Source organism: Microcoleus sp. FACHB-831 (assembly GCF_014695585.1).
Taxonomy (GTDB): Bacteria; Cyanobacteriota; Cyanobacteriia; order Cyanobacteriales; family FACHB-T130; genus FACHB-831.
Genome location: NZ_JACJON010000079.1, coordinates 144,490 through 163,269, shown reverse-complemented (window position 1 = coordinate 163,269; position 18,780 = coordinate 144,490). Strand labels below are relative to the sequence as shown.

The window sequence follows — 18,780 nt, the reverse complement described above, 5'->3', positions numbered from 1 at the left end:
GTTGCTGTGGAAGAAATTCTTGCCCAACTTAGCCAAACAGTAATTGCTTCGGTGACGGGATGGGATTTTATTCTGGAAGCTTTATCTGTATCAGGAATTTAGTGAAATGGTATAAGCCACGAAAATTGGCAATGTGGAATTTACTCTCAACTTATCTGTAGTTTTCACATAAGAGCGATCGCTCCCTTACGCACTTTAGCCAAATAGCAAATTAGCCGCCAATAGTTGGCAGCTAATATTAGCGCGATCGCTTTTTACCAAACCTGCACGCTTAACGAGAGATAAAACCGGAATTAGGGGCTGATTTCGCTGCCCAATCTCGGCCAAGTTGAATTGTGACATCCGATGCCACGTTTCCAGTACTTTCAACTCTAACTTCCCCAAATCCTAGAGCGCGATAGATGGCTTTTGCACTATCATCATCTCCTTGTTGAGCCACAATGCGAGTCACCTTCAAAGGTTCGCGCCAGGGTGAGTCAACCGAAACATTTTGGTAGCCAGCGCCAGTGAGTGTCTTAACCAGATCTTTGACAGCTTGCGGGTTTCCCGTACTATCTTGAATAGCCACCCTCATACGGGCTGGATTAACAGGCGTGCGCGTGCTATACCCTTGGTCAAAATACTGAGCCATCAGCCTCTGGATGCCGCGCCGAGAGGGCAACCAATAACTAACATCACGGTGTCCGTCTCCATTAAAATCTCCCGGCAGCACCAACATTTGGGTTTGCGATCGCTCTGTCTTAACACCGAACCCAACCAGCGCCAGCAGCTCTTCCACACTCAAATTGGTATCAATGTGCGACTGAATCACAGAGAGAATATTGGGCATTTTGGCCAAAGTAGTGGGATTCAGCGATTGTTCCATCAGCGCCCTCATAACCAATTGTTGTCGCTGAATTCGACCGATATCCCCTAACTTGTCATGGCGAAAGCGCAACAATTGCAGCGCCTGATCGCCATTTAGATGTTGTTTTCCCTCTTTGAGATCGATGTACAGGTGCTGAGTATCGTCGCGATACTTCATGTCCTTTGGAACGTACACAGTGACACCCCCCAAGGCGTCTATTAGCTTTTCCACGCCTTGGACGTTCACTCTGACATAGCGATCTATCGCAACGCCTTCCACTAGCTCGCTGACCACCTTAGCCGTCTTAGCTGGCCCCCCGGAAATATTCGCTTCATTAATCTTGACAGCGCCTCGCCCATCCACGACAACCCGAGTATCTCGCGGAATAGATAAAACGCTAATCTTCTGCGTCTCTGGATTAAACCGCATCAGCAACATCACATCCGTCAGACCCTCAAACGAGTTAACTAGGGGGTCGTAACTCAGATTTTTGGTTTCAGGCGGGGGATTATCCAGATCTGAAGCAATCACCTTGATTCCCATAACCAAAATATTAACCGGGCGCGTTAATTCTGGCAGCCGTAGACTGCTGCGGGAGATGCTATCGCTATCAAAAACCGCTGCATCCTCCGCACTCAGCTTGTGTTGCAGTAAAGGCGTGCTAGCAAGAGAGACGGCTAAAAGTGCCCCCGCAGTAGCAGACACCATCGCCACCCCGCTCAAACCCAACCAAAGCCAAAGCCAACGGCCATAATGAGTTTTGACAGGCTTTTTCGCAGCCGGGTTAGCAGTTTTTGGCCTCCGAGGGCTAGTTTGGGGATTTTTTCGAGCTGGCACTGGCTTCCTCACACACAAAAAAATGATGGCTATTGCTCAAATCAATTAGTAAACCACATAGAGCATTCACTCATCCTCGCATCTGTTATTAGGCGGATGAGTTTGCAACAAGAACACTCATAGCAGTTTTTCTGACCCTTAGCACCAATATCAGGGAAATTGGCTATTAGCTTTTAGCAACAAGTACAGCGAAGCGTAGTAGCACGAGCAGCAAATAGAGGATGAATGAGCTAGTAGATTTTTAGAATCTACTCGTAGCTCCCATTTTCTAGCCAATGCTCGTTAGCTTACAATAAGCGTCTCCTGGCTACGCGATCGGCCAAACGGCTAATTCCAGGCAGCCGCACTTGCTTGCGTTGCGATAAGCGAACCATCAACCACACACACACCAAAAAATAACTAGAAGTAAGCATACTATTCATAAATAATAGGCGCAGTGTCAATTCCTGTGAAATTTCGGAAATTTGCGCTCCAGCACCTAATAAAACGTATGCAGACACCCAAGCGAGAGCTAGTGTCACAGACAGCCGACTCACAGATTGTTGTTCCCGGTTGCCCTGCCTTCGATACAGCGTCCAGAGTGAGGGGAAAACTCCGACTACTGGGACAAGATAGAAAAACATCTGCAAGCGGTTAATGTCTTTATTTTCTAAGGGGTCTATGTCTTTCATCTTTTAATCGTTTGTTAGTTGTTAGTTGTTAGTTTTATTGCGATCGCTGTTATTGCCATTATCTATTAATCCCCAATAACCCACACTTAACCATTACCGGCTAACCGACAACCGCGAGCAATGACTGCTAAAAATTAATTGCGAACTTGCTAACTGCTACCAATGCCTCTTTGCTGCCAGCAACCCTGAAGCTGCCTGACTATCTAAAGGTTTAGAGAAAAAATATCCCTGTCCCTGTTCGCACTGTAGCGCCCTGAGCCGATTTAGCTGTTGCTCTGTCTCAATCCCCTCTGCCGTAACATCTATCCCCAAATTATGGGCAAGGGTGATGATGGTTTGGACAATTTCTAGGGTCATATCGTCGTTCTTGGCTTCGCCATTAACACTCATACGACTGATAAAAGAGCGATCTATCTTTAAGGTATTAATTGGGAAGTGGTGTAGATAACTTAACGAAGAATAGCCCGTACCAAAGTCATCGATAGACAGTTCAATATTACGCTCTCTGAGCTGCCGAGTTAGTTCGATTGCGGCGGTGACATTTTCCATAATGACACTTTCGGTAATTTCCAGCTTCAAACTGCGTCCATCTAAGCCTGTTTCCTGAAGAATTTGGTCAACCTGCTCAATTAAATTCGGTTGCATGAACTGTTTGCTGGAGAGATTAACGCTAATGGTTAAAAGCTCCTTTTGCGGACAGGTCATCTGCCACGCACGCATTTGGCGACAGGCTTCCCGTAGAACCCACGTTCCTAGAGGGACGATCAGGCCAGTTTCTTCGGCCACAGGGATGAACTCGGCTGGGGGAACTAAACCTCTAACGGGATGATTTAAACGGGCAAGAGCCTCAAAACCTCGTATTTCGCCGCTATGCAAGCACACAATTGGCTGGTAGTGCAGCAATAGTTTTGAGGTCTTAGTTTTGTTTATTGACCCTTGGCTGAGTTTATCTTCGAGCTTTAGCGCCTCAACTCCCAAAGAAGTAGCGAAGAACTCAGGTGCATGGGTAGTTTGTGTTAATTGATCTAATCGGCAATTGAAAATTAATAATTCAGAATTTTCTTGGAGGGTGCGGCGCAGATCGGTTTCCAGTTCCAATCTTGCCACCGCCCTTGCGTGCATTGATTTGTCAAACACTGTGTAGCGATCGGTTCCCATTGCCTTGGCGCGATACATTGCTATTGAACCGTCGCGCAGGACATATCCCGGCCAGTGATAATCAGGGTTGGGGGTGTTTTCTCCATCCTCTAACCCCAAACCGTTTGCGCCCGTAAAGCTCAGGGTAATTCCAATGCTGGCTGTTGTATAGACCTCATGACCGTCGAGGTGGAAGGGTAAGGCTAGTTGTTTGTGGATCTGCTGGGCAACTTCCGTCGCGTCATCTACAGTGTGGATATCCTCAAGCAGAATTGTGAATTCATCTCCTCCCAAGCGGGCTAGGGTATGTTCGGGGCGTAAAGATTGCTTCAGGCGTTGGGCGATCGCGTTCAACAGTCTATCTCCGCTGCTGTGTCCCAAGCTCTCGTTAACCACCTTGAACCGATCTAGATCCAAAAATAAAACGGCAAATCGATAATCATGACGCCGTTTGGTTCGCGCGATCGCCTGCCCTAGTCTGTCCATAAATAAAGCTCGGTTGGGCAGCCCCGTCAAGGTATCGTGAAACGCATCATAAATTAATTGCTCCTCTGCCACTTTCCGATCCGTTATATCGGCTTGCGAACCAGCCATCCGATACGCCCGCTTATTTTCATCCCGAACGGCTAATCCCCGGCTCAACATCCATCGGTAAGTGCCATCAGCATGCCGCATCCGGTGTTCGCTTTCAAAGTGGGGGCTGTTACCTTCCAGATGAGCTGCTATTTCTGCTTTTACCCTGACTAAATCTTCGCTATGTACTCTGTTGAACCATCCATCTGGGGTGTTTAATACTTCGTTCTCTTCGTCTCCGAGCATGGCTTTCCAGCGACAGGAAAAATAAACCTCATTGGTTTTAAGATTCCAATCCCACAACCCATCATTAGCACCGCGAACGGCAAGTTCGTATCGCTCTTGGCTATCTCGCAGCAATGCTTCAGCCTGTTTGCGGCTCGTTATATCTCGCTGCACCGATACCCAATGAGTAAAGCATCCCCTCTGATTTGCAATAGGCACAATATTCATTTCCACCCAGAATTCAGAGCCGTCTTTGCGGTAGTTAATTAACTCAACTTGAACCGATTGCCATTCCTTGAGTGCAGCTCGAATTTTATCTAGTTGCTGGCGATCTGTTTTAGCACCATATAATCGGCGCGGTGTCTGACCGATAATTTCGGCAGCACTGTAGCCTGTCATGCGAGTAAAAGCCTCGTTGACATATACAATATTCGACCCCTGCTGTTGGTCAATCGCTTCTGCTTCGGTAATCAAAATTGCATCGTTGGCGCTGACTACGCACGACTCCATCAAGCGCAGTCGCTCCTGCGTGCTATAAAGCTCGGTGATATCGTTTTGAACGCCTACAAAGTGGGTAATTTGCCCGTGCAAATCACTGACAGGTGAAATATGCAGTTCATTCCAAAACCCGCTGCCGTCTTTGCGATAATTGCGGAGAATGATATGAGATTCTCTTCCTTCTCTAATAGCTGCACGCAATTCGTTTAGTTGTGGCTGGTCTTTACTATCTCCTTGCAAGAAGCGGCAGTTGCAACCGATAACTTCGGCTGCTTTGTAGCCTGTCATTTTCTCAAAACTGGGATTGGCATAAATTAATGGGTTGTCTGGCTGTTGAGCGTCGGTGATGACAATGCCGTTGCTGCTAGCGGCGATCGCTCGTTCTAAAAGGTGCAGGTGGGCTTCTGTTTGCTGGCGCTCGGTGATATCGTACAAGGCGGCTACGGTAGCTGGTTCGCCGTTAAACATTAAAAACCTTAAACACACTGCCATCCACAACGGCTTGCCTTCTGCGTTTCTGACCTTAACCTCATGGTTGAAGAGATAGCCATCTCGTTTCAGTATTTCCAGTATTACTTCCCGATCTTTTGGCTCGTCATAAAAATCCAGTGCCTTGCAACCAATTAATTGTTCTAGCGGCATGCCGAAGGTCGCGCTAATTTGCTCGTTGGCATACAAAATTACGCCATCGCTAACGCGGCTAATTACAAGGGGAACGGGGATGGCTTGCGCGATCGCTCTCCAACGATCTTCGCTCTCTCTTAGTGCTTTCTCTATTTGCTTGCGCTTAGTAATGTCTCTAATAATAATTTGTGTCGCCGATTCCCCCCCGTCTGTAACCCCAATTCCGGCTACTTCTACATTGATGACCTTCCCATCTAGGCGCATCAATTCTTGTTCCATTAACTCGGCTTGGTTCCCTTCCTCCTGAATTTTTCGGTGTCGGTCTTTTATCTTTTCTTGATAGTCGAAAGGGATAAAATCCCAAATTGATTTGCCAATTATTTGTTCTGGGCTATTTGCTCCCAATAATTTGGCTCCAGCGGTGTTGATAAAGACAAATTTTTCTTGTTTGTGAACGGCGATCGCTAATGGAGACAACTCCACCAAGTTTTGGTAGCGGTTTTCACTTTCCAAAAGTGCTGCTTCGAGCGATCGCTGTGCCTCTTTTCCTCGGCGAATTTGTCTTTTTAGTTTTACAATCCTGGCTGCTTTATCTTCCAACAGCTTTGGCCCTTCTGCGCGATCGCTCTTTGAAACTATTTTTGGCTTGCTTAACATACGCCCCCTCCCCGTTTCACCACCCTATCTCAATGAAAGTCCTTACCCGAACAAATCCCAGTGAATTTTCTGTGAAGCTTGTAAAAACTTTCCTGCATTTATCACAAAACGGTTATAAGTCAATGAAACTTTTACTTAAGTTTCTGCCCCAGCCAGCGATACTTTACTGTCTAGAGCGCTATCTTGGGTTTTTTTGGCCATAGACGACGCATAGCAGGGCGCGATCGCCTGGGAAGGCAAAAAATCGCACCCGCTCAAACTGCGTTCCAGATCCTTTGTTCTGGACGCACTGAATATTAAAATTTTCTTAAAAAGAAAATATTTTCTTTTTATATGCTTACTTATAACGGTACATTAATCTATTTATTGTCAAAAATTGTATAATATCTACAAATAAATATACACTCTCCTAAGAGAGTTGATACGGTAAAAACTAGATGTTAAAAAGCTTCATTTTGGTTCTACGATTGACCCAATAAACAGAAGCGTTCCAGTTTGATTATCTCGAATTGCACAGTAAAATGGGCGGTCAACAATCATGCGGAAAGGTTCCTCTGGAATCTGTGCAGATGTTGTCACGATGCCAATAGCAGTAACCGCTGCGGCTTCTGTGCCTTCTTCGTTAACTTCCACAAAAGTTTTGTGCTTGACTTGATTAATGTTAAGCGGGATGCGGCTCATTTGAGTAAAATTGGCGCTTGAGTTAAAAGCAACTCCCATACCCAATGTTTTGAGCGCGTTGGTGAGTTCAATTTCATAATCCATCTTAAAGCGAGGCATTTGAATATAACCCTCTCGCATTTTAAAATTTGTCATCCATTCTTGCCAGTTTTCAGCGTTAAACTCTTGTGATAAATTACCCTTAGTAGAGTTTTGTTTGGGAAGGAAGATATAAAAACTGAGGCGTCCTTTACTGTAAGGAATGCTAATAGCCTGAAAATTATTATTTTCGTAGTATCTGTATTTACCATTTTGGGACATCATGGGTACTTTTGTTGATGTGCCGTCTAACTGGTAGAAGGTCTGGTTTGAGGTTTGACTCTTGTTAAAGGGTGTCTCCCATTTTCCTTTGAAGTAAATGGCGTTAATCAAAAATAAGACTTGATCGGCTTGAATAGTGTCAACAATTTGGTTAATTTTGCCCTGCGTACTTTGCTTAACCCAGTTATTAATAACGGCTGGAGCATTGGGAGAAGTAAAGTCTAAATTTGTTATTTTGGCTTTATAGAATTGACGATTTCTCTGGAGAAATTCCGGCTCGAAAGGAACGCCCTGTTTAGCCCACAAGGAGTTGGCAATGGTTAGCTGGGGACGCGATGAATCGACGCCTTTACCGGAAGCGGGATTTTCTAGGCTTGCTTGGAGTGCGGCATTAGCTTCGTTAATGGCTTGCAAACTCATACCTTGTAGTTCCAAGGTTTTAGCCATTGCTTGTTGGGTTTCGCCATTAGCACCGTTGTAGGTCATTGCAAGAGCGATCGCCACGCTAGAAGGCGATACAAAAACATTCTTGCTACTATCTTGCTTGAGAACTTCAGAAAACAGCTTGAAGCCAAATTTTGTGTTAGCAGCAACCAACTTTTGATTTACAGGAATATTGGAAGCTGCTTGTTGAGGTTTGGTACGCGAAAAGGCAGTATTAGGGGTTTTGATGATACACCATCCAAGCGAACCTAGTAATATAAGAGTTGTAGAAGCGATCGCTGCCGCTCGACTGAAAATTTGCCGATTCATGTTTTGCTGCTTCCCTTGCTCGTGAAGTTCCTTTTTAAGAATGACGGGTTTGGGTAACAAGCGTTCCAGCGGTTACAGTTTTCGCAACACAAAAAGATTAAGGTGGGCAATGCCCACCCTAGATACATTATTTCTTTTAGTTTTTACTTGGCAGGGGCAGTCCACCAAGCAAGGGCATAAGGTTGGACGTCCTCATTCGCCTGCTGACGAAACTGAACGCGAATTTTATAGCGTCCAGTTGTGGGAACCTGTTGAAAGATGTGTTCTACACTATCTACTTCACTTTCACTAGACCAGATGCTCTTGCTGGTGTCGTTGTCTTCTGCTCGCATTAGGTAGATATCGAGGTTATTTAAGCCGCGATCGCGAAAACTTTCTCCTACGTTGAACTGCCCGTTCTTGTTAGTATCTTGCAACTCCACCAGGCGATCCCAAGCTAGCGTAATGGAGACAAAACTTTCTTTTTGTAAGGGTTTATCCAACACATAATCTTGAATGGAGGAAGCCTTTATTGTTCGATAATCCCATGCGGTTGGTGGAACTGGCGCTGCTGGACTCTGCTGACCGGGGCTGAATTGCTGATATGCTCGGAAAACATTAAGCTGCCCCGTACCCATTTGTAAATGCAGTGGGATTTTCCGGTCTTTGTAGGCATCGGATTCTAACCAATCGGTGTTATCTTTTGCCAACATAGTGCGAGTCATTCCCAAGCGCAGACCATCGCCGGAGTCTTTGATTTTTTCGGCTGAGTTGAGCAGCACGGCTTTCATAACTTCGTGGCGGCGAGAATCTGTAGTCCACTGGGGTTGTTTTGTTCGCAACTGGCGATCGCCATACTCTTGAAGCAAAGCCACAGATGCTGTAACTTGAGGAGCCGCAAAACTCGTGCCTGTGACGCGATTTACCTTACCCTCTAAGTCTATTAATTCGACATTACTACCGGGCGCGACGATACTAATGGCGCGACGAGGCCCGACGTTAATTTCGCGGTCGAGGAGGCGCTTGCCAACGCCAACAGGGGCAGCGCTCAAGTTAGCAAAGTCTACTTTGGTAAAAACTCCCTGGCGGCGGGTTGTATAGGCAACGCTGACGCCATTGAAGTTGTCTGTGGGTATGGGAATGCCTCCGCTGCCTTGATTGCCAGCGATCGCATAAAAAACGTCGTGAACCCGCGCCGACCAATCTACACACTGCGTCAGCAAGGCATTGCCATCTAAAACCGCATTAGGTCGAGCGTCTCGATCTAAAGATTCCCCAAAACTAAAGTTAATCGCTCGCACATCGCCGCCGTTTTGCTGCGCCACGTACTGCGTCGCTAAACACTCCTCCGGTTGACCGCTGGTTTTGGGTGAGCCAACCGCAGAAGAGTACAGCCGTGCTTGCGGTGCTACGCCCGGTCTTGCCTTATCAGAGCTAATCATCATCCCCGCCACCATGGTTGCATGGGGATCTAGATTGGCATTGGCTTTGGCTGGAGTATCGCGATAGAACACTCCTGATAGGGATAGCACCTGATGTAGGGATACAGCTTTGTCCAACCCGAAATATCCCGGTCGGCCAATTTCCACCTGACCGATGGCAATCTTACGACCCAGTAAGTTATAGGGGGGTGCTTGTAGCTTGATGGCATCAATTCCTACTTCTGAGAGTGTTGAGGGTTCTTTAGCCAATACGGGACTGGTTAAGCCTGAAATACCCAGCCCCCAAACAATCCATACTAATTTTTTGATAGTCTGCCGTTTTGCCAAGGAAGTTTCTCCAAAAAAAATGTTTAAATTGGGGGATGCCTGGGATCGGAGGCGCTAGGAAATTCTAAATATTTTGTTAAAATGTATACTTCCGAGGAAGCAGAAGAGTATCACTAGCCATGACCAAAAGCCAATCCCAGAAGCCTATTGTTGTTGCTCCATCTATACTATCAGCCGATTTCAGCCGATTGGGGGAAGAAATTCGGGCGGTAGACGAAGCTGGCGCTGATTGGATTCACGTCGATGTAATGGATGGCCGCTTTGTGCCCAACATTACGATTGGCCCGCTGATCGTGCAAGCAATTCGCCCCGTTACTAAAAAGCCTCTGGATGTCCACTTGATGATTGTGGAACCAGAAAAGTATGTGGAAGATTTTGCTAAGGCAGGGGCAGATATTATCTCCGTTCATGCTGAACACAACGCTTCTCCTCACTTGCACCGCACTCTGGGCCAAATTAAGGAATTGGGCAAACAGGCAGGCGTGGTACTCAATCCTTCGACTCCTTTGGAACTAATTGAGTACGTGCTAGAGCTTTGCGACCTAGTGCTAATTATGAGCGTTAACCCAGGCTTCGGGGGTCAGAGTTTTATCCCTGGTGTTCTGCCGAAGATTCGCAAGTTGCGCCAGATGTGCGATGAACGCGGTTTAGATCCTTGGATTGAGGTTGATGGGGGTCTGAAGGGTAACAATAGTTGGCAGGTTTTGGAAGCTGGTGCGAATGCGATTGTGGCTGGTTCTGCGGTGTTCAACGCGCCAGATTATGCAAGTGCGATCGCTGGTGTTCGTAATAGCAAGCGCCCCACACCTGAATTAGCTACTGTTTAACAAGTAAAAATTTAAACAATCCAGAGTCTAAAGTCTCTGGATGGCGCAGGAAGCCTGCCTGAGTTTTCCCTATGGGGAAGCTAAGGCAGGCTTTCAAACTTTTTTGGCGGCGTCAGTTATCCTGATTCTCAAGTGGTTACGAGCGTAAAAAATATAGCTTTTCATGCTAGCAAGAAGGCTATATTTTTTAGCCAAGTAGTCATTGTGAGCCTGGTGGCTTACCATCCTGTTTAAGAGGGTGTGGGAAATGTAAAACGCTAAGAACCTTATTTTGCGGGGATATATGAATAATTATAATTTTTTAGGGTGTAAAATTTTACAAAAGTGAGATAAACCCATCCACATGTGACTTAACAAATGAAAGACTATGCTTGGCGCGATCGCCTGGGTAAATTTTTTCGATTGCACTATTTGTAGTTAATAGTTAGTCATTAGCAGATAAGTTTTCTACGCGCCTAGTATTTTCTAACAGTTTATGCCTGCGTGCAGTATATAAACAAAGCGATTAAAAGGACTTGATATGAATGGAATTGAACAGGTTTTGGAGGAAGATCGCTCAAATCCGGCAAGGTTAGGCGATCGCCGTTACATGACAGTGGGATTGACACTCTGCACAGGAGTTTGCTTGTCTATTTTAGCCTCCGCAATAGTGTGGAATTGGGAAAATAAACAATTGCAAATAGAATTTCAAGAGCGGGCTAACTCCCTTAGTACTGCCTTGCAGCGGAGTGTCAACGAAAATTTGGAAGTTGTGCGATCTATTCAAGCCTTATATACTGCCTCTGACCAGGTTACTCGGAAAGATTTTCAGAAATTTGTTCAACCCAGTTTCTCTCGCTATTCTGCTATCTATGGGCTAACTTGGTTGGAGCGTGTTTCTGCAAAAGATAGACAAGCCTACGAAAAAGCTGTGGAAGCAGAGGGTTTTTCAAATTTTCAAATTTATCAGATAGGTGCTGATGGAAAACCTATAAGAGCCGCACAAGAGCAGGAATATTTCCCAATTATCTATGTAGAGCCATTAGCAGACCGTAGGAAAGTTGTAGGCTTCGATGTAGCTTCCGATCCTCCTCGTAAGCTAGCTTTAGATAAGGGGCGAGATACAAACGCAGCGGTTGCTTCTGGGCGAATCACGTTAGTAAATAACAATCAGCCTGGGTTCCAACTGTTCTTGCCAGTTTACCGCAACGATACTGCTACTAATACATTGCTAAGTCGTCGCGCAAATTTGCAAGGTTTTGTTAGTGGTGCTTTTCAGATTACTGATATTGTTAAGTCTTCTCTAAAAGATCTAAGTTTAGACAAGATTAACTTTTATCTTTACGACAATTCAGCCACTGGCCAAGAAAGCTTTCTAGTTCGTTATGACTCCAGCACGAAACAATTAATAGATGACCCAAGTCGCGAAGATGCACCTTTAGATGATGTAGGGGGAAAATGCCAAGAGCGAACTGCTTGTACCCGCATCTTCAACGTAGCAGATCGTAAGTGGATGCTTTTAATTTTGCCAACGTCAGATTATGGAGGTATTGCCGCCCACCAGGGAGCATTGGCTATCCTCGCCATCGGGTTACTTATGACTGGCAGCATGGTCCTCTATCTGTTTATGTCTGTGGGACGTACAGCCGAAATTCAAAAGCAAGTACAAGAACGCACGAGCGAGCTAAAAGAGCGTACAACTGAACTAGAGATTGCGCTAGAGAGAGAACGTCACCAGCATCAGCGGATACAGTTAGCATTGCGACAAATGGATGAGCTGAGGGCTTCTTCGCGGGCTACGGCGCTTCAAGCCTCTGCCGCCGCTGGGGGAGCTGATGCAGCGTTGAACATGGCTTCAGGGGGAACGAAGGCGGTTGAGCAAACTATCGAAGGCATGACAACGCTGAAGGAGAAGGTGGAGGCGATCGCGCGGGAGATTGTGCTTCTGAAAGGACAAACCCATCAAATTGGCAATATTTCCACCCTCGTGAGCGATTTAGCTAACCAGACTAATATGCTGGCGCTGAATGCAGCAGTTGAAGCTGCCCGTGCGGGTGAGAAAGGTAAAGGTTTTGGCGTCGTAGCAGCAGAAATTCGCAAACTAGCAGATAGAAGTAAAAACTCAGCTGGTCAAATTCGTGTGCTTGTTTCTGATATTCAAATGGCTATAAATTCGACAGCGAAGGCGACGAAGGAAGGAACTATGACTGTAGAGACTGGGATGAAAATCTCGGAAGAGACGGCTGGCGCTTTTAGTGGGGTGAAGGATGCTGTCAATAATGTGGTTTTGAATAATCAGCAGATTTTGTTGACTGCTGAGGAGCAAGCGAATGCCATTCAACAGGTGGTCGATACGATTAACGCTATCAAAACAGATGGCCACTTTACTGGTGTTGGTAGTGACAAATTTTAATAAACAACCCCGCCTAATATTAAGCGGGGTTGTTCGTTAAGCTATTAAGAGCTATTAACAAGAAGCGTTAAGCGTTGTTTCTACGGCGCCCGACGACCGCTCAACCATTTGGCAGCCATAATGCCAAATACAGCGGCGACGACTGGATTGCCTAGAAACTTCATGATCGCGGGTTTGTCAGCTAATACTTCTTGGAAAATGTCGGGATGAGAGTGATAGGCGAAGCCAGCCAATTTGCTAACATCGTCTGCACTCATATGATTGGGATGATGGCTAGACAAGCTCAGTTGTTGTTCCAACTGGCGATCGCTCAGTCCTCTTTCTTTTAAACGCTTGAAGAATTCGCGAGCGACATCATCGCGATCTTGGGGCTGAATCTGCGCGATCGCTTTTTGCAATTCCGGCTCCATTTGGCTTACCGGAATTGTTTCTGGATGTAGAGAACGACCAAACAATTGACGGCGCTCATCTCGCGTGGAGCGCTGGGCAAAATCATCAAAATTTTGGTATTCTGTCGCGGGGTCTGCTGGCACGTCATCGAAAGATTCGACGTTGCCGCTAGCCAAATCGTTCATAATTTGGCGTTTATATTGTTCGCTGCTGCTCATTTTTTTATTTCCTAATTTCAAACAAAAGTTTCAAACAAAAGTGGTGTCAAAATTCTGCTTAAGCACCTTGATATTGAATCTGTTTTGACTGCTCGTCATATTTTGCTGTCAAAATCAGTTTTTTATCCGGCGCGTATACCAAAACTGTTAAATCTTGGCTGGGAAAGTTTTTGTGAAACCCTTGGGCTAAAGATTTAGCCAATGTTTTCACATCGCTTGGTTTAACTTGAGGCGTAATCACAACCCCTAGTTTGTTGTTATCGCGCACGTATGCATCCTGAACTAATCCTTTAGCCGTCTGCATTACCCAAGTGCCAAACTCTTGACCCGATTGGGTGCTACCACGTTCTAACTGTGCGTAGCTATTACCGCTGAGTGCAGGTAGTGAGTTGGGCTTTGTGGCTTGTGCGGTTCCACCACAGGCTGTAGTAATGGTGAGGACTAATACCAGTACTAACGCGGTCAAAATTTTCCGAGTCTGCTGAAATAAACTCAATTTTTCCTCCTCTAAAAAGCACGGTTGGTTGATAGAAGTATGGGGTTTTGGTAAGGGCAAATCTCTATAATTTTTAGGTAACGAGGCCACTTACCTAAACCCCTATTAAAAAGGCTTAAACCTAGTCAATGGCCTTTTTAACCTTATCTTTCACATCTTCGACACCGTGACGAACTGCGGACTCGCCTTGCTTCGCTTTGCCTTCAGCTTGATCTTCTGGATCGCCAGTTACGTTCCCTAAAGCTTCTTGACCTTTACCTTCAAGGTTTTTTGCAGTTGCTTTTGCTTTATCTTCAAGGCTCATTTTCCTTCTTCCTCTTATTAAACAGATTAAAATAAAAGATACGGTTCAATCTTTTCCGTTATCTTCTTCCAACTGTATCCAATTTAGCCGAAATATTTTACAAAGCCGTCTGTCCGGGGATATATTAGACTAAAGCCATTTTTGTTCTTTTTTATATATGCCGAAAGACTGAGTAGAGGGCGTAAAAAGTATTATTGCAGTAGTTAACGATTGTAAGGAAGGCTAAAGTCTAGGCGTTACTATAAGAAAAAGAATGTATCGAGCCGCTTTGCCTCTTCGAGCATTTCCTTGATAGTAACAATTTTAAGACGGGGGTAGTTGCAACGAGAAGCTTGGTGATTGTATATTCCGCAAGCGATCGCTTGTTGGAACATTTCTGAGTTGGGTGTTTTCAAGGTTATGAAGATAGCGATCGCTGCTTGTTCGCGCTTCCTCTTGTCATCCAATTCTTTAATATCATCCGAGTTAAGATCACCTGCCTTAACTTGCAAGATGATCTTCTCTTGTTCTCCGCTTTCTCCTAAAAAGTAGACAATCCCATCTACGCTTTTATTTTTGTCTTTTTTGCGCTCGATGATAGCATGGTTATTTGAATAGGTAAGAATAGCCCATTTTTCAAATTCTTTACCTTGAAGTTTAGAAAGCGCTATCGCTTCTTTCAGATTAATGGGTATGCCGTTAAGATTGACTTGAGGAACTACATTTTTATCAAAAGAATCTTCAAAGCGTTTCAAGCACAGACTGATACTTTGATAAGTGATATCCATACCTATCCAATGGCGTTTTAGGCGTTGAGCAACCACTAGAGTAGTACCGCAACCGCAGTAAGCATCCAACACCAAGTCCCCTTCATTGCTGCTAACTTTAATAATACGTTCTAATAGCGCTTCAGGTTTTTGGGTAGGATAACCTAAGCGTTGTTTATCCCCACGATTTAGAGTTTCAATGTCTGTCCAGTAATCTTCAGCAATTTTGCCTTCGTCCAAGTAGTATTTATAAATTTTTCCTGTTTTTCTCTCAATTTTTTCTTGGTATTCTCTTCCGTCTGTATCTACTCTCAGTTTCATGTGAGACTTAGGTTTTCTGGAAATAGAAGCAGCCTCAATATTAAAAGTGTATTGATTAGTTTTTGTATAATAAAAAATTACATCATGTTTGCTAGCAAACCTCTCCTTAGTTTTTCCTCCCACTGAATAACACCAAATAATTTCATTCTGGAAATATCCACCTTGGGGACAAAAAATAGCATCAAGCACTAATTTAAGATAATGACTGGCGGTAGGATCGCAATGAAGATAAAAACTACCACTAGGCTTTAAGACGCGATGAATTTCCGCTACACGCAGGGTGATGTTTACCAAATAAGCTAGCAAGCTTCCTTTATCCAATACATTTGATAAACCTGCGATGAGTGCAATGCTTTGCGGTGTAAATCTACCTTGATAGTTGCCAATTATTTGGGTAAAACCTTCTTGCGCTTTGTTGTCCCACGTCCATATATCGATAAAAGCTGGTGACTGAAATTTATTTTTGTTGTCAATTTGGTTATATATTTGGTTGTAATTACGACTAGAATTGAAAGGCGGATCGATGTAGCATAAATCTACAAAATTGTTTTCAATATTTTGCCGTAAGTAGTCAAGGTTATCTCCATAGAATAATTGGTTATGCATTTAGTCAACAAAATAATGCAAGTATAATAAATTCAGCCAAAGTAAAGAACCCCAGTTTTTATATAAACCGGGTTTGTAAAGGCACAGATATTGGGTTTCTACCTAATCTAGATAACCAATAAGAGTTGCAATATCGTCACTATTATTTGAGGCAATTGGGCGAATTCCAGAGAAGTTAACTGTCGAGGAAAATTGCAGATTACTTAAGCCAATTGGACGCATCCCTACCAAATTAACTGTTGAGGCAAGTTGGAAATCGCTAGAGGCAATTGGACGGATTCCTGCCATTTTTACGGTATCTGCAACTTGCAAATCGCTGGAGGCAATTGGACGGATTCCTGCTAAGTTGATTGTGTCGCTAATCTCAACGTTCCCAGGTAGAGAAAATGATTGGTCACTTTGAGTTTCGGCGATCGCGCTACTCTGTGGCGATTCTTGAACTGACAAAGTAATAACTTGCGCCGTTTTTTCCGCTTTCACCTTGGCACTTTTTTTGCCGCGTCGGCTAGTTGTGGGGGTATTTCCCATTTCCGCAGTGTTGTTAATGCTCATAATTTAAGTCCTCTGGATTCTTAAGTGACTAAGGCAAATTGCTCCGAAATTTAGATCCCCCCTACACCCTTAAAAAGGGCGGTTAGAGGGTTGTTCTTATTTATCTGAGTTTAACTTTAAAAAACCCTAAATAGGTATAGATATCTTTACTAGGCCAACATAAAAAAACATATATGGGTAAAGATTTGTAAAAAAATAGCTAGGCTGGGGTGCGATCGCCCGCAATAGAAGAAATTTTTCTAGCCGCCAGCCTGCAAGGGGTTGGGAGATCTGGGTTACGTGCGATCGGCTTTGCGATCGGCATCACTTGAGCAAATGGCTACTATTAGAGAGTCGAGGCACTACAAGACACTCCGCAAAACTGTATGACGCCATTTCGTCTCGAAGCACCATTTCAGCCAACAGGCGATCAGCCTGGTGCGATCGCGCAACTTACCGCAGGCTTGCAAGCTGGCGCAAGATATCAAACTCTGCTAGGCGCGACGGGTACGGGTAAGACATTCTCAGTAGCATCAGTTATTGAGAATATTGGCAAACCTACCCTAGTCCTGGCTCACAACAAAACTTTAGCCGCCCAGTTGTGTAATGAATTGCGAGAATTCTTTCCCCACAACGCCGTTGAATACTTCATCAGTTACTACGATTACTATCAACCAGAAGCGTATATTCCCGTCACAGATACCTACATTGAAAAGACTGCCCAAGTCAACGAAGAAATTGATATGTTGCGGCACTCTGCGACGCGATCGCTCTTTGAACGCCGCGATGTAATCGTCGTTGCTTCTATCAGTTGTATCTACGGTTTGGGTATTCCCTCGGAATACCTAAAATCGGCCATTTCCTTAAAAGTAGGAATGGAAATAAATCAGCGACAAATGTTGCGAGAATTAGCCACAGTGCAATATAGCCGCAACGATTTAGAATTAGGACGGGGGCGCTTCCGAGTTAGGGGCGATGTGTTAGAAATTGGCCCCGCCTACGAAGATAGAATTATCCGCATAGAATTTTTTGGCGATGAAATTGATGCCATTCGTTACGTCGATCCTGTAACAGGAGAAATTATTCAGAGCCTTGAAGCTATCAATGTTTATCCAGCTCGCCACTTTGTCACCCCAAAGGATCGTTTACAATCTGCTTGCGATGCAATTGAGGCAGAACTAAACGATCAGATAGCAGAATTTCAGAAACAAGGCAAACTATTAGAAGCTCAACGGATAGAACATCGCACTCGGTACGATTTGGAGATGTTGCGAGAGGTGGGGTACTGCAACGGCGTGGAGAATTATTCGCGCTTTTTGGCTGGACGCCGTGCTGGAGAACCACCAGAATGTTTAATTGATTATTTTCCTAAAGATTGGCTGTTAGTGGTGGATGAATCTCACGTCAGCGTACCGCAGATTAGGGGGATGTTTAACGGCGATCAAGCTAGGAAAAAAGTGTTGATCGAGCATGGATTTCGCTTACCCAGTGCAGCGGATAATCGACCGCTTAAGTCAGACGAATTTTGGGCAAAGGCCAATCAGTGTATATTTGTTTCTGCTACTCCTGGCAACTGGGAAATTGAAGTATCAGAGGGGCGAGTTGTAGAGCAAGTAATTCGACCGACTGGCGTAATAGATCCAGAAATATTTGTCCGTCCAACAGAAGGGCAAGTTGACGATTTATTAGGTGAAATTAAAGACAGAGTAAAGCGTCAAGAGCGGGTGTTGGTAACTACGCTAACGAAGCGTATGGCGGAGGATTTGACGGAGTATCTGCAAGAACGGGCAATTCGGGTACGTTATTTGCACTCGGAAATTCAATCAATTGAACGAATCGAAATTCTCCAAGCTTTGCGAGAAGGTGAGTTTGATGTGCTAATTGGTGTTAACTTGTTGCGGGAGGGTTTAGATTTACCAGAAGTATCGCTTGTGGCGATTTTGGATGCAGATAAGGAAGGGTTTTTGAGGGCAGAGCGATCGCTCATTCAAACTATCGGTAGAGCGGCGCGTCACGTGCGCGGACAAGCTATCTTATATGGTGATAATCTCACAGATAGCATGATCAAAGCGATGGATGAAACCGAGCGGCGGCGCGGTATTCAGCTTGCACATAACAAGATGCATGGGATTACGCCGCAGCAAATTATCAAGAAATCGACTAATTCTATTTTGGCTTTTCTAGATGTGTCGCGGCGGCTTAATTCTCAACAGCTAGAAACGGCTTACGAACAAGCAGACGATCTGTCTCTAGAAGATATGCCAGAGTTGATTAGTCAACTAGAAGCGCAGATGAAAGAAGCGGCGAAAAAGCTGGCGTTTGAAGAAGCGGCGACGTTGCGCGATCGCATTAAACACCTGCGAGATAAGCTGCTAGGTCATTAGCCTGCGACGAAAAT

General features: G+C 44.9%; 13 protein-coding genes. 3 read left to right on the top strand and 10 right to left on the bottom strand.

Going from position 1 to position 18,780, the window contains the following annotated elements:
* Positions 1-271 precede the first annotated feature (271 nt).
* The 5 genes from H6F77_RS26010 to H6F77_RS25965 form a co-directional block, all read right to left on the bottom strand.
* Positions 272-1,684 carry an LCP family protein gene (locus H6F77_RS26010; protein WP_309228924.1) on the bottom strand — a complete coding sequence of 471 codons (1,413 nt, stop codon included), beginning with the start codon at positions 1,682-1,684 and terminating at the stop codon, positions 272-274.
* Positions 1,685-1,971: 287 nt separating this feature from the next.
* Positions 1,972-2,355, bottom strand: a complete 384-nt coding sequence (locus H6F77_RS26005; protein WP_190491811.1) for a hypothetical protein — start codon at positions 2,353-2,355, stop codon at positions 1,972-1,974.
* Between the two features lie 156 nt (positions 2,356-2,511).
* Complete coding sequence (locus tag H6F77_RS27520; protein ID WP_199321554.1) at positions 2,512-6,069, bottom strand: sensor domain-containing protein; 3,558 nt, start codon at positions 6,067-6,069, stop codon at positions 2,512-2,514.
* A 450-nt stretch (positions 6,070-6,519) separates the two neighbouring features.
* Positions 6,520-7,803: a serpin family protein gene (locus tag H6F77_RS25970; RefSeq protein ID WP_190491824.1), complete on the bottom strand. Its 1,284-nt coding sequence runs from the start codon at positions 7,801-7,803 to the stop codon at positions 6,520-6,522.
* A 143-nt stretch (positions 7,804-7,946) separates the two neighbouring features.
* Complete coding sequence (locus H6F77_RS25965; RefSeq protein ID WP_190491810.1) at positions 7,947-9,551, bottom strand: S8 family serine peptidase; 1,605 nt, start codon at positions 9,549-9,551, stop codon at positions 7,947-7,949.
* Between the two features lie 119 nt (positions 9,552-9,670).
* Here H6F77_RS25965 and rpe point away from each other — a divergent pair, with 119 nt between their 5' ends.
* Complete coding sequence (gene rpe / locus H6F77_RS25960) at positions 9,671-10,378, top strand: ribulose-phosphate 3-epimerase (protein ID WP_190491809.1); 708 nt, start codon at positions 9,671-9,673, stop codon at positions 10,376-10,378.
* Between the two features lie 520 nt (positions 10,379-10,898).
* Positions 10,899-12,770, top strand: a complete 1,872-nt coding sequence (locus H6F77_RS25955) for a CHASE domain-containing protein (protein ID WP_190491808.1) — start codon at positions 10,899-10,901, stop codon at positions 12,768-12,770.
* Between the two features lie 80 nt (positions 12,771-12,850).
* On the opposite strand, the gene H6F77_RS25950 is transcribed toward H6F77_RS25955, so the two are convergent.
* From H6F77_RS25950 to H6F77_RS25930, 5 genes are all read right to left on the bottom strand, one after another.
* Positions 12,851-13,378 carry a hypothetical protein gene (locus H6F77_RS25950; protein WP_190491807.1) on the bottom strand — a complete coding sequence of 176 codons (528 nt, stop codon included), beginning with the start codon at positions 13,376-13,378 and terminating at the stop codon, positions 12,851-12,853.
* A 58-nt stretch (positions 13,379-13,436) separates the two neighbouring features.
* Positions 13,437-13,874 carry a hypothetical protein gene (locus tag H6F77_RS25945; RefSeq protein WP_190491806.1) on the bottom strand — a complete coding sequence of 146 codons (438 nt, stop codon included), beginning with the start codon at positions 13,872-13,874 and terminating at the stop codon, positions 13,437-13,439.
* A 121-nt stretch (positions 13,875-13,995) separates the two neighbouring features.
* Positions 13,996-14,178: a CsbD family protein gene (locus H6F77_RS25940; protein ID WP_190491805.1), complete on the bottom strand. Its 183-nt coding sequence runs from the start codon at positions 14,176-14,178 to the stop codon at positions 13,996-13,998.
* Positions 14,179-14,417: 239 nt separating this feature from the next.
* Positions 14,418-15,851 (bottom strand): DNA-methyltransferase, encoded by a 1,434-nt coding sequence (locus H6F77_RS25935; protein ID WP_190491804.1) that lies wholly within the window; start codon positions 15,849-15,851, stop codon positions 14,418-14,420.
* A gap of 102 nt (positions 15,852-15,953) precedes the next feature.
* The gene (locus tag H6F77_RS25930; protein ID WP_190491803.1) at positions 15,954-16,403 is read right to left on the bottom strand and encodes a hypothetical protein; all 450 of its coding nucleotides are present in this window, start codon (positions 16,401-16,403) and stop codon (positions 15,954-15,956) included.
* A gap of 365 nt (positions 16,404-16,768) precedes the next feature.
* Here H6F77_RS25930 and uvrB point away from each other — a divergent pair, with 365 nt between their 5' ends.
* Complete coding sequence (uvrB, locus tag H6F77_RS25925; protein WP_190491802.1) at positions 16,769-18,766, top strand: excinuclease ABC subunit UvrB; 1,998 nt, start codon at positions 16,769-16,771, stop codon at positions 18,764-18,766.
* Positions 18,767-18,780 lie beyond the last annotated feature (14 nt).